A 15295-nucleotide genomic window follows, 5' to 3' on the forward strand; every position below is an offset into this window, starting at 1 on the left:
GCCGCCGTGCGGTCGCGCCAGCCCTGCGTCAGGCAGAGTTGGTCGATCAATTCACCTTCATGCTACAGGGGCTTTTGCTCGGTCGCCCTTGCTTTCGCTGTCACCGGCCTCAGTGACTTCGCCGTCACCGGCCGTGGTGCCGGCTCCCCGCCCGTACCGAGCCAGTCCGCCAGCTTGCCGCCCTGGCCGACCGCCCGCAGCCGCCGCTCGGCGGCGTCCCGTACCGGATCGGTTGCCACCACCAGGAGCTCGTCCCCGCGCCGCAGCACCGTCGTCGGCAGCGGTACGAAGCTCGTCCCGTCCCGTACGACGAGGGTGACGGCGGCGCCCGGCGGCAGCCGCAGCTCCGCGACCTCGACGCCGTGCATCCGGGACTCCTCCGGAATGGCCACCGACAGAAGGTGCCCGCGCAGCCTCTCCAGGGGGGCGGATTCGATGCCCAGGTCGGCGGTCTCCCCGCCGTCCCCCAGGTTCAGCCGCCGTGCCAGCCAGGGGAGGGTCGGTCCTTGCACCAGCGTGTAGACCACGACCAGCACGAAGACGATGTTGAAGATCTGGTCGCTGCCCTCGACGCCGCCCACCATCGGAATGGTGGCCAGCACGATGGGCACCGCCCCGCGCAGCCCCGCCCAGGACAGGAGCACCTGTTCGCGCATGGACGTACCGAAGGGCAGCAGGCTGATCAGTACGGACGTGGGCCTGGCCACCATCGTCAGGACCAGGCCGACGATGATCGCGGGCCAGATGTCGTCGAGCAGTTCGTGCGGGGTGACCAGCAGGCCGAGCAGGACGAACATGCCGATCTGCGCGATCCAGCCGAGCCCGTCGGCGAAGCCTCGGGTGGCAGGCCAGTGCGGGAGCTTGGAATTACCCATGATCATCGCGGCCAGGTAGACCGCCAGGAAGCCGGAGCCGTGCGCCATGGCGCCCGCGGCGTACGCGGTGACCGCGATGGCCATCACTGCGATCGGGTACAGGCCGGAGGCGGGCAGCGCCACGCTGCGCAGGCCCAGGGAGCCGAGCCAGCCGACCGCGAGCCCGATGGCCGCGCCGATCGCCAGCTCCAGGGCTATCTCGCCCACCAGGGCGTACCAGGAGTCCACAGGGCCGGCCGTGGAGAACGCGACGACCAGGATGACCACCGGGGCGTCGTTGAAGCCGGACTCGGCCTCCAGGACGCCCGTCAGGCGTGCGGGAAGCGGCACCTTGCGCAGCACCGAGAAGACGGCCGCCGCGTCCGTCGAGGAGACCACCGCGCCGATGATCAGCGACTGCCGCCAGTCCAGGCCCACCAGGTAGTGCGCACCTGCCGCCGTGATCCCCACGCTCACCGCGACGCCGAGGGTCGACATGACGACCGCCGAGGGCAACGCGGGTTTGACCTCCTTCCACTTCGTGCCCAGGCCGCCCTCGGCCAGGATCACGACCAGCGCGGCATAGCCGATCACCTGGGTCAGCTCGGCGTTGTCGAACGCGACGTTGCCGATGCCGTCCTGGCCCAGCGCGATGCCGATGCCGAGGTAGATCAGCAGGCTGGGGAGCCCACTGCGCGAGGACAGCCGGACCGCCGCCACAGCGACGAGAAGTACGACCGCGCAGATGAGCAGGAGTTCATTGAGCTGGTGGACAGTCAGGGGCCGGTCCTTTCCTGGGGCCAGCCGGATCGTTCCTCCAGCGGCAGGGCATACGGGCGAGGTAGTTTCATTACCTTACCTAATCTTTGATGCTTCCTTAACGCGTTTCCCCAACTGCCTCACTGAGGGCTTCAGGAGACCGAGTCAGGAGCGGCACGGGGCTGCGCCTATGGTGGCTCCAGCACTCCAGGACCACCCTGCCCCTCTAAGGACAGCGATGCCCGCCACCCCCACCGCCCCTTCCGCTGCTCCCGCAGGCAAGAAAAAGAAGAGGGGGCGCGCCCGCCTGCTCATCATCGTGCTGGTGCTGGCGATTGTCGCGGGCGTCGGTTACGGCACGTACTGGAGCGTCAGCACCGTACGGGCCTCGTTCCCGCAGACCAGCGGCGAGCTGACGATCGACGGGCTCTCGCAGCCGGTCGACATCAAGCGCGACGCCAACGGCATCCCGCAGATCTACGCCTCCACGGACGCCGACCTCTTCCGCGCCCAGGGCTACGTCCAGGCACAGGACCGCTTCTGGGAGATGGACGTCCGCCGTCACATGACGTCGGGACGCCTCTCCGAGATGTTCGGTTCGGGCCAGGTCGAGACGGACGCCTTCCTGCGCACCCTCGGGTGGCGGCAGGTCGCGCAGCAGGAGTACGACACCAAGCTGTCGCCGGAGACCAAGAAGCACCTCCAGGCGTACGCGGCGGGCGTCAACCAGTACCTGAAGGGTCGCTCCGGCAAGGACATCTCCGTCGAGTACGCGGCCCTCGGCTTCACCACGGACTACACCGTCGAGGAGTGGACCCCGGTCGACTCGGTGGCCTGGCTCAAGGCGATGGCGTGGGACCTGCGCGGCAACATGCAGGACGAGATCGACCGCTCGCTGATGACGAGCCGCCTCGACAAGAAGCAGATCGACGAGCTGTACCCGAAGTACCCCTTCGACCGGCACAGGCCGATCGTCGAGGAGAACCTCGCCAAGGGCGGCTCCTCGGGCAGCGCCAACGGCCTCGGTACGGGTGCGAGGGGTGCGTCGGCCAACGGCACGGGCAACGGCACGAGCACGGGCACGGGCAGCAGCACGGCACCCGGCACCGGCGCAGGCGGCAGCGCGGGCCGCAACGCAAGCACCCGTACGGGCACCGGAACCGGCACCAGTACTGGTGCGAGCGGCAACTCCGCCGTCGGCTCCGCCCAGGGCATGCAGGCCCAGCTCTCGCGGATCTCCGACAACCTCGACAGGATCCCGGCCCTGCTCGGCCCGAGCGGCAACGGCATCGGCTCGAACTCCTGGGTCATCGCCGGGTCGAAGACCACCACGGGCAAGCCCCTGCTGGCCAACGACCCGCACCTCGCCCCGCAGATGCCGTCCCTCTGGTACCAGATGGGCCTGCACTGCCGAGAGACCTCCTCGCAGTGCCAGTACGACACCGCGGGCTACACCTTCTCCGGCATGCCGGGCGTGGTCATCGGCCACAACCAGAACATCGCCTGGGGCATGACCAACCTCGGTGCCGACGTCTCCGACCTGTTCCTGGAGAAGGTCGGCCCGAACAACACGTACCTGTACGACAACAAGGAAAAGCCCTTCAAGACCCGCGTCGAGACCATCAAGGTCGCGGGCGGCGAGAGCAAGAAGATCACCGTCCGCTCCACCGACAACGGCCCCCTGGTCTCCGACCGCAGCGGCGAGATGGAGTCGGTCGGCCGCAAGGCCCCCGTCACCAACGCCGCCCCCGACCGGGGCAACGGCTACGCGGTCTCCCTGAAGTGGACCGCCCTGGAGCCGGGCAAGTCCATGGACGCCGTCTTCGAGATGAACAAGGCCAAGGACTTCAAGGAGTTCCAGGCCGCCGCGAAGCACTTCGAGGTGCCGTCGCAGAACCTCATCTACGCCGACACCGCGGGCAACATCGGCTACCAGGCCCCGGGCACCATCCCGATCCGCAAGGGCGGCCGCGACGGCCGCCTCCCCGCCGCGGGCTGGGAGTCGAAGAACGGCTGGCAGGGCTACATCCCGCAGGCCGAGATGCCGTACGAGTACAACCCCAAGCGCGGCTTTATCGTCACCGCCAACCAGGCCGTGATCGACACCAAGAAGTTCCCGTACCTCCTCACCGAGGACTGGGGCTACGGCGCCCGTTCGCAGCGCATCAACGACCTGATCGAGTCCAAGACCAAGGACGGCGGCAAGATCAGCTCGGACGACATGCGCACCATGCAGATGGACAACAGCAGCGAGATCGCCAAGCTGCTCACCCCCTACCTGCTGAAGATCGACATCGACGACCCGGCCGTCCGCGAGGCGCAGAAGCTCCTGGAGGGCTGGGACTACACCCAGGAGACCGACTCGGCGGCCGCCGCGTACTTCAACGGCGTCTGGCGCAACGTCCTCAAGCTCGCCTTCGGCAACAAGATGCCGAAGGAACTGCGGGTCAAGGGCCAGTGCCTGTACGTGCGCTCCGCCGACGGCCCCGTCGACGACCTCGCCAAGCCCACCCGCGAGTGCGGCGAGCGCGACGCGGACTCCGCGCAGCCCGACGGCGGCGACCGCTGGTTCGAGGTCGTGCGCACCCTCGTCAAGGACGAGAAGAACGACTGGTGGTCCTCGCCCGCCTCCCGCACCGACAAGGCCACCACGACCCGCGACGAGCTGTTCGCGCGGGCCATGGAGGACGCCCGCTGGGAGCTCACCGCCAAGCTCGGCAAGAACATCAAGACCTGGAACTGGGGCCGCCTGCACCAGCTCACGCTGACGAACCAGACCCTCGGCACCGAGGGCCCCGGCTTCATCCAGCACCTGCTCAACCGAGGCCCCTGGAACCTCGGCGGCGGCGAGGCGGCCGTCAACGCCACCGGCTGGAACGCGGCAGGCGGCTACGAGGTTGTCTGGGTCCCCTCCATGCGGATGGTCGTGAACCTCAGCGACCTCGACAAGTCCCGCTGGATCAACCTGACCGGCGCCTCCGGCCACGCCTACAACACCAACTACAGCGACCAGACCGAGAAGTGGGCCAAGGGCGAACTGCTCGACTGGTCCTTCAGCAAGGCGGCCGTCGACAAGTCCACCGTCGACACCCTGGTGCTGAAGCCCGGCACGGAGGTCACTCCGGGGGAGCAGCCGACTCCCTAGCACCAGCACTGGTGCTTCCGCCCGCACCAGCACAGGTGCCACCGCTGTCACCAGCACCGGTGCCTCCGCCAGCACCAGCACCGGTGCTCGCGAAGCGCCTGACGCCCTCGGGTGTCACCACCGCGTGAACGGGGTGGTCGTGGGGTTCCACCGGAACCTCCGCGACCACCTCGTTCGCGTACAGCAGCACCACCAGGTGCGCGCCGCTGCCCTCCAGCCGCGCCAGCACCCTGTCGTACGACCCCCCGCCGCGCCCCATCCGCATCCCCCGCGCGTCCACCGCGAGCCCCGGCAGCAGCACCGCCCGCGCCTCCCGCACGGCGTCCGTGCCGAGCCTCGGCCCCGCGGGCTCCAGGAGCCCGCGCCCGGCCCGTACGAGCCCCTCAGAGCCCCCGTACGCCGCCCAGTCCAGGTCGTTGTCCTCCAGCAGTACGGGCAGCAGCACGCGCACCCCACGGGCGTGCAGAGCGTCCAGGAGCGCCCGTGTGCCGGGCTCCCGCCCGATCGAGACGTACGCGGCCACCGTCGAGGCCCCGGCCAGCTCCGGCAGCTCCAGCGCCCGCCGGGCGAGAACCGCGGCGGCCCACGCTGCGTCCTCCTGGGACAACAGCCTCCGCCGCTCCAGGAGTTCACGCCGCAGCGCCTGCTTCTGCGCCGCCTTCTCCTCGGCCCGGCCGGTCATCTCCCCAGCGCTCACGGTCACTTCACCTTCACAATTCGCTCGAACAGTAACAAAAAGGCCGGAACCCGACCTACCCTGAGTCCTCGGCCGATATCGTTCCGACATGACTCAGGCTCACCCCAGGATCAGTAAGGCTGTCATCCCGGCAGCGGGTCTCGGCACCCGCTTCCTGCCCGCCACCAAGGCGACGCCCAAGGAGATGCTCCCGGTCGTCGACAAGCCCGCCATCCAGTACGTGGTCGAGGAGGCCGCAGCGGCGGGTCTGTCCGACGTGCTGATGGTCACCGGCCGCAACAAGCGCCCTCTTGAGGACCACTTCGACCGCAACTACGAGCTGGAGTCCGCCCTCACCAAGAAGGGCGACGCGGGCCGCCTGGCGAAGGTCCAGGAGTCCAGCGACCTCGCGACCATGCACTACGTCCGCCAGGGTGACCCCAAGGGCCTCGGGCACGCCGTCCTGTGCGCCGCCCCGCACGTCGGCGAGGAGCCCTTCGCGGTCCTCCTCGGCGACGACCTGATCGACCCGCGCGACCCCCTGCTCTCCCGCATGGTGGAGATCCAGGAGCGGCACGGCGGCAGCGTCATCGCCCTCATGGAGGTCGACCCCGAGCAGATCCACCTCTACGGCTGCGCGGCCGCCGACCCCACCGCCGACGGCGACGTCGTACGGGTGACCGGGCTGGTCGAGAAGCCGGAGCCCGCCGAGGCCCCCAGCAACCTGGCGATCATCGGCCGGTACGTCCTGGACCCGGCGATCTTCGCGATACTGCGGGAGACCGAGCCGGGCCGGGGCGGCGAGATCCAGCTCACCGACGCCCTCCAGAAGCTCGCCGCCGACGAGAAGGTCGGCGGCCCCGTCCACGGCGTGGTCTTCAAGGGCCGCCGCTATGACACCGGGGACCGCGGAGACTATCTTCGGGCGATTGTCAGACTCGCGTGCGAACGTGAGGACCTGGGCCCGGACTTCCAGACCTGGCTTCGCCGTTACGTCACCGAGGAGATGTAGCACGTGAGCACCACCGAAGCACCGCCCGCCACCGTCGGCGACGAGGACGGCCCCGACCGCGTCTGGTCGGTGGACGAGCACCTGGACGACGTCCTGGGCACGATTCGCCCTTTGGAGCCCATCGAGCTCCAACTCCCCGACGCCCAGGGCTGCGTCCTCGTCGAGGACGTCACCGTCCGCGTCTCGCTGCCGCCCTTCGACAACAGCTCGATGGACGGGTACGCGGTCCGGGTGGCCGACGTCGCGGGCGCGAGCACGGAGTTCCCCGCCGTGCTCACCGTGATCGGCGACGTGGCGGCGGGCTCCGGTGGCGCGCAGAAGCTCGACGTCGGGCCCGGCGAGGCCGCCCGCATCATGACCGGCGCCCCGCTGCCGCCGGGCGCCGAGGCCGTCGTCCCGGTCGAGTGGACCGACGGCGGCAGCGGCGGCGGCCCCGCCACCGCCTTCCGGTCCGCCGGGGCCCATCCGCAGGACTCCTCGGGCGAGGTCCGCGTGCACCGCCCCGCGAAGGCCCGCGCGCACGTCCGCGCGGCGGGCAGCGACGTCAAGGCCGGTGACACCGCCCTCGAAGCGGGTACGGTGCTCGGCCCGCCCCAGATCGGCCTGCTCGCCGCCATCGGCCGGGCCACCGTCCTGGTCCGCCCGCGCCCCCGCGTGGTCGTCATGTCCACCGGCTCCGAGCTGGTCCAGCCCGGCGAGGAGCTCGCCGAGGGCCAGATCTACGACTCCAACAGCTTCGCCCTCACCGCCGCCGCCCGCGACGCCGGAGCCATCGCCTACCGGGTCGGTGCCGTCACCGACGACGCCGACGAACTCCGCGCCACCATCGAGGACCAGCTCGTCCGCGCCGACCTCCTGGTCACCACCGGAGGCGTCAGCGTCGGTGCGTACGACGTCGTCAAGGAGGCCCTGTCCTCGGTCTCCGACGAGGACGAGCCGGGCAGCGGCGTCGACTTCCGCAAGCTCGCCATGCAGCCAGGCAAGCCCCAGGGCTTCGGCTCGATCGGTCCCGACCACACCCCGCTGCTGGCCCTCCCCGGCAACCCGGTCTCCTCGTACGTCTCCTTCGAGCTGTTCGTGCGCCCCGCCATCCGCGCCCTGATGGCCCTCCCGGACGTCCACCGGCCGACCGCCCGCGCCACCCTCACGACGGACGAAGCCCTCACGTCCCCCGCCGGGAAGCGCCAGTTCCTGCGCGGGGTGTACGACGGAGCCTCCGGCACGGTCACCCCTGTGGGCGGATCGGGCTCCCACCTGGTCGCCGCCCTCGCGCACGCCGACTGCCTGCTCGTCGTCCCCGAGGACACCACCTCCCTGGCCCCCGGAAGCGAGGTGGACGTGGTCCTGCTCACGCGCTGAGGGGTCTGTGGCGGTACGGTGTCTGCCGCTGCGTCGAGGAATCGGCCGAGGCAACGACTGCCGGGCCCACGGACCGGCGCCTGATCGCAAGGCGGGTAAATGAGTACGCAAGGCAGCCTGACGCACATCGACGAGGCCGGCGCGGCCAGGATGGTGGACGTCTCCGAGAAGGACGTCACCGCCCGCACCGCCAGGGCGAGCGGCCGCGTCCTCGTCGCGCCCCGGGTGATCGAGCTGCTGCGCGGCGAGGGCGTCCCCAAGGGCGACGCCCTCGCCACCGCCCGCATCGCGGGCATCATGGGCGCGAAGCGCACCCCGGACCTGATCCCGCTCTGCCATCCGCTCGCCGTCTCCGGCGTCAAGGTCGAACTGACCGTCGCCGACGACGCCGTGGAGATCCTCGCCACGGTAAAGACCACGGACCGTACGGGCGTCGAGATGGAGGCCCTCACGGCCGTCACCGTCGCCGCCCTCACCGTGATCGACATGGTGAAGGCCGTCGACAAGGGCGCGGTCATCACGGACGTACGCGTCGAGGAGAAGACCGGCGGCAAGTCCGGCGACTGGACGCGCGCATGAGCACCCGGACCGCCACCGACGCGCACCCGAACACCCCGGACACCGCTCCCTTCCAGGCGTCCACCAACCTGCGGCCCGACGCCCCCGCCGACACCGAGGCCGCCCGCCACTCCGAGGCGCACGCCCACCCGGACGCCGTACCGGGACCGGTCTCCGAGCCCGGCTACCAGCCCGGGTTCCCGGGCGAGCCCATGCACGCGGGCCCCGACGTCCACCCGTACCGCGCGCTCGTCATCACCGCCTCCAACCGCGCCTCCGCCGGGGTCTACGCCGACCGGGGCGGCCCGATCGTCGCCGCGGGGCTGACCCGGATGGGATTCACGGTCACCGGACCCGAGGTGGTCCCCGACGGCGAGCCCGTCGAGGCGGCCCTGCGCGACGGCGTGCTCTTCGCGTACGACGTCATCGTCACCACGGGCGGTACGGGCATCTCGCCCACCGACCGCACCCCCGACGCCACCCGCCGCGTCCTCGACTACGAGATCCCCGGCATCCCCGAGGCGATCCGCGCCGAGGGCCGCCCGCACGTGCCCACCGCGTCCCTCTCCCGGGGCCTCGCCGGGGTCGCGGGCGGCAGCACCCTGATCGTCAACCTGCCGGGCTCCACCGGAGGCGTCCGCGACGGCCTCGCCGTCCTGGACCGCATCCTGCTGCACGCCGTCGACCAGCTGCGCGGCGGCGACCACCCGGGACCCACCGGTACCCCCGGGGGGATCAACTGAACAGCGTCGCCTGGCCCGTGGAACTGACGGACGGGGACGTCGTCCTGCGCCCGATAAAACTGCGCGACCAGCGGGCCTGGCGCGAGGTCAACCGCCGCAACCGGGACTGGCTGCGCCCCTGGGAGGCGACCATTCCGCCGCCCGCGCCCACCGGCCCGGTCGCGCACCGCCCGACGTACCGTCAAATGGTTCGCCACCTGCGGGCGGAGGCGAACGCGGGCCGGATGCTGCCCTTCGTCATCGAGTACCAGGGGCAGCTGGTCGGCCAGTTGACGGTCGCCGGGATCACCTGGGGCTCGATGTGCTCGGGGCACGTCGGCTACTGGGTGGACCGCGACGTCGCAGGACGCGGCGTCATGCCGACCGCCGTCGCGCTCGCCGTGGACCACTGTTTCCGCAGCGTCGGACTGCACCGCATAGAGGTGTGCATTCGCCCGGAGAACGCCCCCAGCCGCCGCGTCGTCGAGAAACTCGGCTTCCGCGAGGAGGGCCTGCGCCCGCGCTATCTGCACATCGACGGCGCCTGGCGCGACCACCTCGTGTTCGCCCTGACCTCGGAAGAGGTTCCCGAGGGCGTCCTCGGCCGCTGGCGCCGCAGGTCCGCCTCGCAGAAGTGACACCGGGCCCCGGCGCACCCATAAATCAAACAAGTGCTCGAATTTGATCGCCTGTGCAATCCCGGACGTCAAAAAAGTTCGGAATATCAGACAGATACGCCCGACACACCGGCCCAATTGGCGGATGCCCCCTCCAGGCCCCTCTACGGTGTGGGGTGTGAGCAGCAGCGGCCTGATCTACGCAGTCATCGTCGGGGCCTGGGCCGCCTACTTGGTGCCGATGTGGCTCCGCAGGCAGGACGAACTCAACGAAGCTCGTCCGACGGAACGCTTCAGCACCGCCATCCGGCTGCTGTCGGGACGCGCGTCCATGGAGCGCCGGTACGCCAAGGAGCTCCAGCAGCGCGACGGCGGCGCGGGCGGCAGCGAAGGCACGGAGCCCAGCGACCCCGACGCATCGTCAGACGCGGACCCGGTGACCGACTCGGTCGACGTCCGCGCCTTCGCCGCGCCCTCGGCCAGGTCCGAGCGCAGGGCGGAGCGCCGCGTCGAACCCCCGGCCCCCCAGGAGCCGGTCCGCGACCAGCAGCCCCCGCGCGAGCGGGAGCGGGAGCCCGAACGGGAACGCCAGCGCCCCGCGAAGCTCTCCCCGGCCGCCGTCGAGCGCGCCCGCCGCTCCAAGGTGCTGGCCCGTCGCCGCCGCACCACCGTCCTGCTCTTCGCCGCCTTCACGCTCGGCGCGATCGTCGCCGCCGTCGGCGGACTCCGCCACCTGTGGGCCCCCGGCATCCCGGCGGTCCTGCTCAGCACGTACATCGTGCATCTGCGCGGCCAGGAGAAGCGCCGCTTCGCCTTCACCATGGACCGCCGACGGGCCGAACTCGCCGCGCAGCGCCTCCGCGAGCAGCGCACCCAGCACGTCCGCCGCCCGGTCCCGTCGCCGTCCTCGGACCAGCCCCAGCGCCACCACGCGCACCAGGGCCACCAGCCGCACGCACGTACCGAGGCGGACGACCGCCCGGAGCCCGAGCCCGCCCCGGCCGTCTCCCCCCAGGAGGCGGGCCGCCGCGCCCTCGTCGAGCAGACCGACCACGCCGAGTGGGTCGACCAGCAGCGCGAGCGCGAGCGCGGCGCGGCCCGTGGCGAGAGCTGGGAGCCCGTCCCGGTCCCGCTCCCCACGTACGTGACCGCCCCCGTCGCACCGCGCGCCACCGGCGAACTGGACCTCGGCGCTCCGGGCACCTGGAGCTCCGCCCGCTCCAGCACCGCCGACCCGTCGACCCCCGCCGCCTCGGCCGACGACCGCCCCGCGCAGGGCGCCCGCCGCCCGCAGACGGGCCGCCGCTCCCGCGACCGGGGCCGGACGCCGCTCTTCGACCAGTACGACGAGGACGACCGGCCGCGCGCCGCCAACGAGTGAGCCGCCCGGACCCGACTCCGGGAGACCCGCCGCAGGTGGGGGGCCCGGGAGGGGGCGAGGAATGGATTTCCGAGCACCCCGCAAGAGGTGCTAGAGTTCATCTCGTTGCAAGGGCCTGTGGCGCAGTCTGGTAGCGCACCTCGTTCGCATCGAGGGGGTCTGGGGTTCAAATCCCCACAGGTCCACAACAACAAGAAAGATCCCGCCCGATCGGAAGATCGGGCGGGATCTTTCGTATGTGCCCGGCGCGCCCGGGCAGTTGGGGCCGGTCCATGGACCGGCCCCTTTTCTCGTGGGAGACGGGTTACGCGAGCGGCTTGGTGAAGCAGCGGCTCTCGTCGGTGTGGCGGTAGAGGCCGAAGCGGGCGTCGAGGGGGACGGCCGTGTAGCCGGTCGACAGGTAGAGGGCGACAGCCTCGGGCTGTTCGGTGCCGGTCTCCAGGACCATGCGGGTGCGGCCCGCGGCGCGGGCGTCGGCCTCCAGGAGGGCCAGGACGCGGCGGGCGAGACCGAGGCCGCGGGCGGCCGGTATGACGTACATCCGCTTGAGTTCGGCGTCGCCGTCGGCGTAGTTCTCGTCGTTCGCGTGCTGGGCGCGCCAGCCGCCGGTGGCCACCGGGAAGCCCTCGGCGTCGTACGCGATCAGGTAGAGGCCGTGGGGCGGGGTGAACATGGCCGGGTCGAGGGGGGTCAGGTCGCCGTCGCCGTAGCGCTCGGCGTATTCGAGCTGGACATCGGCGTTGAGCTTGACGGCGTCGGGGTGGTCGTAGGCGACGGGGCGGATTTCCATGGGGTGAGGGTACGAGGGGTGTGGGAGTGGGTTTCGGGTGGTGGGTCGGTAGGGTTTTTGGATGCTCACTGTGACCAGCGTGAATGTGAATGGCCTGCGGGCCGCCGCCAAGAAGGGCTTCGTGCCGTGGCTGGCGGAGACCGGTGCCGACGTGGTGTGCCTTCAGGAGGTACGGGCCGAGGCCGAGCAGCTCCCGGAGGAGGTACGGGCGCCGGAGGGGTGGCACGTGGTGCTCGCGCCCGCGGCGGCGAAGGGGCGGGCCGGGGTGGCGGTGTACTCGCGGCAGCAGCCGGAGCGGGTGCAGGTGGGGTTCGGGAGCGAGGAGTTCGACGGGAGCGGGCGGTATGTGGAGATCGATCTGCCGGGGGTGACGGTGGCGAGTCTGTATCTGCCGTCGGGAGAGGTGGAGACGGAGAAGCAGGACGAGAAGTACCGCTTCATGGATGAGTTCCTGCTGTATCTGGTGGCGCTGAAGGAGCGGGCGGCGGCGGACGGGCGTGAGGTCGTGGTGTGCGGGGACTGGAACATCGCGCACCAGGAGGCCGACCTGAAGAACTGGCGGGCGAACCGGAAGTCGTCCGGGTTCCTGCCCGAGGAGCGGGAGTGGCTCGGGCGGGTCTTCGAGGAGGCCGGTTACGTCGATGTGGTCAGGAAGCTGCATCCGGGCGTGGAGGGGCCGTACTCGTGGTGGTCGTACCGGGGGCGGGCCTTCGACAATGATTCAGGGTGGAGGATCGACCTTGCCGTCGCGACGCCGGGGCTTGCGGGGCGTGCGGTGAAGGGCTTCGTGGAGCGAGCCGCGAGCCACGGTGAGCGGTGGTCGGACCATGCGCCGGTCACGGTGGTCTTCAACGGCTGGTGAGTGTGACGCGGGGCGTCCGGTCGGTTCCGTACGCCCCGCTGGGATTCAGCTGGGGTGGGGTGACGCGGGGGCGTTCCCGACGGTGAAGGACAGACGGGAGACATCGGGCCCGGTCAGGCGCTCGGGGCCGCCTCCGCAGCGTCCCTTCGAGACGGTGATCCGGACAGCGTTGTGAAGCAGGAGTTCCCGGGTCACTGCGGCATCCGGGGCGACCGTCCGGCGGTACTGATCGACGGCGTATTCGTCGAGCCAGTCGGACCGCATTCCGGACGGTGCCGGGCATGCCTCGCCTCGGGCCGTGGCGCGGAACACGTAGTCGTCGTGGGGATAGCCCTTTCGTGCAGCGAGGTACATGCGGCCGTGGCAGCCTGCGCGGTGCGCCACCCCGGTCAGCAGGGAGGTCGTTGCCCTGCGAGGGCTGCGGCATCGACAGGTGTTCGTATGCAATCCATGCAACACCGGTACTCGTCGGCGCCCCTCGTGCTGTGTGGGTCAGAAGGCCGGGCGGGCGATGACCTGGGAGCCCTGCTGCCAGACGACCGCGCCCGCAGCCGTGGTGGCGCGCCAGAACCGGGAGGAGCCCGCGGTGGCCCGGTAGTGGTCGTTGCCCGTGGCGCGGTCCAGTGCGACGACGGTCGCGTCGTCGTTCACCGGTACGTATATCCCGCCGGAGGCGAGGAGCGGCGTCGCGTCGCTGAGCGGCTTCACGCTGTCGTCCGTCGTCCAGACGTCGTCGCCGCTGGTCAGGTCGAGGGCCCGGATGCGGGAGTTGTCCACGGCGTAGCACCTGCCGTCGGCTGCGGACGGGGGGCCGAACGGGTCCAGTGCGAAGGGGCCGTTGGTGCCCGCGCGCTCGGCGGTCCACTTCTGTTCGCCCGTGCGCAGGTCTCCGGCCCACAGGGATGAGCCGGAGAGCAGGGCCAACCGGCCGGTGATGCAGGGGAGCCGGGCGGCCTTGGCGGTGGTGTTGTGCTGCCAGGAGGGGCGGCCGGTCGTGGTGTCGAAGGCGTGGACGCGGCCGTCCTCGGCGGCGACGAGGAGACGGGTGCTGCCCGCTGTGGCCAGGGTGGCGCCGGAAGGGGCCGGGGTCTGCCAGCGGAGCGTGCCGTCCTCGGCGGATACGGCGACGATGCGGCCGGTACGCGTCAGTGCGTACACGGCGTCGTCGTCGGCGGCCAGGATGCGGGTGAGGTGGGCCGCTGTGGTGGTGTGCCAGGTCGGACTGCCCGTCTCCGGGTGCAGGCGGACCAGGCGGGAGGCGGGGTCCAGGGCGTACGGGTGGGGGGCGGGCACGGGGGCGCCGCCGGTGCCGTGGCGGTACGTCCAGCGAGGGGTGCCGGTCGTCGGGTCGAGGGCGGCGACGGTGCGGTCCGGGCGGGCGACGAGGATCAGGCCGCCGGCGGTGAGCGGGCCGAACTCGGCGTTGGGGTCGGCGTTCTCGTACCGCCAGGCGGGGGGCGGGGCGGTGCCGGGCTTGCCCGTCCAGAGGGGGAGGGCGGTGGCTTGGTCCTCCTTGCTGGGGAGCAGGAGGGCGGTGGTGGTTCCGGCGGCGGCGAGGAGGGCGGCGGAGCCCAGGCCGACGAGGAGTCCGCGGCGGGTGGGGGGTGTGGTGCGCAGGTCGCCGGGGCGCAGGCCGGAGACCTCGACGGTGCGGGTTTCGAGGGCCGCGATGTCCCGGGTCACGTCTTCCGGGAGCCAGTCCTCGGGCTTGCGGAGGGGGAGCCGGGCGGCGAGCTGTGCGGCGGTGGGGCGGGCGGCCGGGTCCTTGGCGAGGCAGGCGGTGAGGAGGGGGCGGAGGGCGGGAGGAGTGTGGGAGAGGTCCGGTTCTTCGTGCGCGATGGCGTACGCGGCGATGGAGAAGTCGTCGCCGAAGGCGTGGTGGCCGCCGGCGGCGTAGGCGAGGAGGGAGCCGAGGACGAAGACGTCGGTGGGTGCGGTGATGTCGCCGCCGAGGACCTGTTCCGGGGACATGTAGCCGGGGGAGCCGGGGTTCTGGCCGGTGATGGTGAGGGCGGTGCGTTCGGTGGTGCGGGCGATGCCGAAGTCGACGACGCGGGGGCCGTCGGAGGCCAGGAGGACGTTGGAGGGCTTCAGGTCGCGGTGGACGACTCCGGCGGAGTGGAGGGTTTCCAGGGCGCGGGCGAGGGCGGCGGCGAGGGCGCGTACGGCTTCCTCGGGGAGGGGGCCTCTTCGGTCCACGGCCGTGGAGAGGGTCGGGCCGGGGACGAACTCGCCTGCGAACCAGGGGGGTTGGGTGGCGAGGTCGTGGGCCAGGACCTTGGCGACGTAGGGGCTGGTGGCGGCGGTGGCGGCTTCGATCTCGCGGCGGAAGCGGGTGAGGAGGTGGGGGTCGCGGGCGAGGTCGGGGCGGAGGGTTTTGACGGCGGCGAGGTGGGGGGTTCGTTGCCGTCGGCGGGGGTGGGGCTGGGTGCGGCCCAGGTAGACCGTGCCCATGCCGCCTGCGCCGAGGACTCCGAGGAGTTCGTAGGGGCCGAGGTGGGTGGGGTCCTGGGGGGTGAGGGGGGTGGTGAGGGTCATCTTGGGCCGCCGGGGGTGGGGT

Annotated in this window: 12 protein-coding genes, 1 tRNA gene and 1 pseudogene; 9 read left to right on the forward strand and 5 right to left on the reverse strand. The window is 71.5% G+C overall.

The window, feature by feature from the left end:
• Positions 1–62: 62 nt before the first annotated feature.
• Entirely contained in the window at positions 63–1574 is a 1512-nt protein-coding gene (locus OG897_RS04185; protein WP_266652982.1) for a potassium/proton antiporter, read from the reverse strand.
• Between the two features lie 277 nt (positions 1575–1851).
• On the opposite strand from OG897_RS04185, the gene OG897_RS04190 reads away from it, so the two are divergent.
• On the forward strand, positions 1852–4758 hold the full coding sequence (locus tag OG897_RS04190; protein ID WP_266652983.1) for a penicillin acylase family protein: 2907 nt from the start codon (positions 1852–1854) through the stop codon (positions 4756–4758).
• An 85-nt stretch (positions 4759–4843) separates the two neighbouring features.
• Here OG897_RS04190 and OG897_RS04195 read toward each other — a convergent pair.
• Positions 4844–5440, reverse strand: a pseudogene (locus tag OG897_RS04195) (5-formyltetrahydrofolate cyclo-ligase); the annotation flags it as partial.
• Between the two features lie 103 nt (positions 5441–5543).
• Between OG897_RS04195 and galU the strand changes: the two are divergent.
• From galU to OG897_RS04230, 7 genes are all read left to right on the forward strand, one after another.
• Entirely contained in the window at positions 5544–6446 is a 903-nt protein-coding gene (galU, locus tag OG897_RS04200; protein ID WP_266652984.1) for a UTP--glucose-1-phosphate uridylyltransferase GalU, read from the forward strand.
• A 3-nt stretch (positions 6447–6449) separates the two neighbouring features.
• Positions 6450–7805 (forward strand): gephyrin-like molybdotransferase Glp, encoded by a 1356-nt coding sequence (gene glp / locus OG897_RS04205; RefSeq protein ID WP_266652985.1) that lies wholly within the window; start codon positions 6450–6452, stop codon positions 7803–7805.
• A gap of 99 nt (positions 7806–7904) precedes the next feature.
• Positions 7905–8384, forward strand: a complete 480-nt coding sequence (moaC, locus tag OG897_RS04210) for a cyclic pyranopterin monophosphate synthase MoaC (RefSeq protein WP_266652986.1) — start codon at positions 7905–7907, stop codon at positions 8382–8384.
• A gap of 191 nt (positions 8385–8575) precedes the next feature.
• On the forward strand, positions 8576–9106 hold the full coding sequence (locus OG897_RS04215) for a molybdenum cofactor biosynthesis protein B (protein WP_266656562.1): 531 nt from the start codon (positions 8576–8578) through the stop codon (positions 9104–9106).
• A 17-nt stretch (positions 9107–9123) separates the two neighbouring features.
• Positions 9124–9723, forward strand: coding sequence for a GNAT family N-acetyltransferase (locus OG897_RS04220; protein WP_266652987.1), 600 nt, complete (start codon positions 9124–9126; stop codon positions 9721–9723).
• Between the two features lie 157 nt (positions 9724–9880).
• Positions 9881–11083: a hypothetical protein gene (locus tag OG897_RS04225; protein ID WP_266652988.1), complete on the forward strand. Its 1203-nt coding sequence runs from the start codon at positions 9881–9883 to the stop codon at positions 11081–11083.
• A 111-nt stretch (positions 11084–11194) separates the two neighbouring features.
• Positions 11195–11268, forward strand: a tRNA-Ala gene (locus tag OG897_RS04230).
• A 119-nt stretch (positions 11269–11387) separates the two neighbouring features.
• On the opposite strand, the gene OG897_RS04235 is transcribed toward OG897_RS04230, so the two are convergent.
• The gene (locus OG897_RS04235) at positions 11388–11873 is read right to left on the reverse strand and encodes a GNAT family N-acetyltransferase (RefSeq protein ID WP_266652989.1); all 486 of its coding nucleotides are present in this window, start codon (positions 11871–11873) and stop codon (positions 11388–11390) included.
• A 61-nt stretch (positions 11874–11934) separates the two neighbouring features.
• Here OG897_RS04235 and OG897_RS04240 point away from each other — a divergent pair, with 61 nt between their 5' ends.
• Entirely contained in the window at positions 11935–12735 is an 801-nt protein-coding gene (locus OG897_RS04240; RefSeq protein ID WP_266652990.1) for an exodeoxyribonuclease III, read from the forward strand.
• A 45-nt stretch (positions 12736–12780) separates the two neighbouring features.
• Here the strand turns inward: OG897_RS04240 and OG897_RS04245 are convergent, their stop codons facing one another.
• Positions 12781–13089, reverse strand: a complete 309-nt coding sequence (locus tag OG897_RS04245) for a hypothetical protein (protein ID WP_266652991.1) — start codon at positions 13087–13089, stop codon at positions 12781–12783.
• Positions 13090–13227: 138 nt separating this feature from the next.
• Entirely contained in the window at positions 13228–15273 is a 2046-nt protein-coding gene (locus OG897_RS04250; RefSeq protein ID WP_266652992.1) for a serine/threonine-protein kinase, read from the reverse strand.
• Positions 15274–15295 lie beyond the last annotated feature (22 nt).

Origin of the sequence: Streptomyces sp. NBC_00237 (assembly GCF_026342435.1) — a bacterium.
In the GTDB taxonomy this organism is placed as follows: Bacteria; Actinomycetota; Actinomycetes; order Streptomycetales; family Streptomycetaceae; genus Streptomyces.

Excerpts from the sequence above, each read along its gene's own strand:
- OG897_RS04245 (WP_266652991.1), bottom strand. The coding sequence starts at position 13,089 with ATGTACCTCGCTGCACGAAAGGGCTATCCCCACGACGACTACGTGTTC.
- OG897_RS04240 (WP_266652990.1), top strand. The coding sequence starts at position 11,935 with ATGCTCACTGTGACCAGCGTGAATGTGAATGGCCTGCGGGCCGCCGCC.
- moaC (WP_266652986.1), top strand. The coding sequence starts at position 7,905 with ATGAGTACGCAAGGCAGCCTGACGCACATCGACGAGGCCGGCGCGGCC.
- OG897_RS04215 (WP_266656562.1), top strand. The coding sequence starts at position 8,576 with ATGCACGCGGGCCCCGACGTCCACCCGTACCGCGCGCTCGTCATCACC.
- galU (WP_266652984.1), top strand. The coding sequence starts at position 5,544 with ATGACTCAGGCTCACCCCAGGATCAGTAAGGCTGTCATCCCGGCAGCG.
- OG897_RS04235 (WP_266652989.1), bottom strand. The coding sequence starts at position 11,873 with ATGGAAATCCGCCCCGTCGCCTACGACCACCCCGACGCCGTCAAGCTC.
- OG897_RS04190 (WP_266652983.1), top strand. The coding sequence starts at position 1,852 with ATGCCCGCCACCCCCACCGCCCCTTCCGCTGCTCCCGCAGGCAAGAAA.
- OG897_RS04250 (WP_266652992.1), bottom strand. The coding sequence starts at position 15,273 with ATGACCCTCACCACCCCCCTCACCCCCCAGGACCCCACCCACCTCGGC.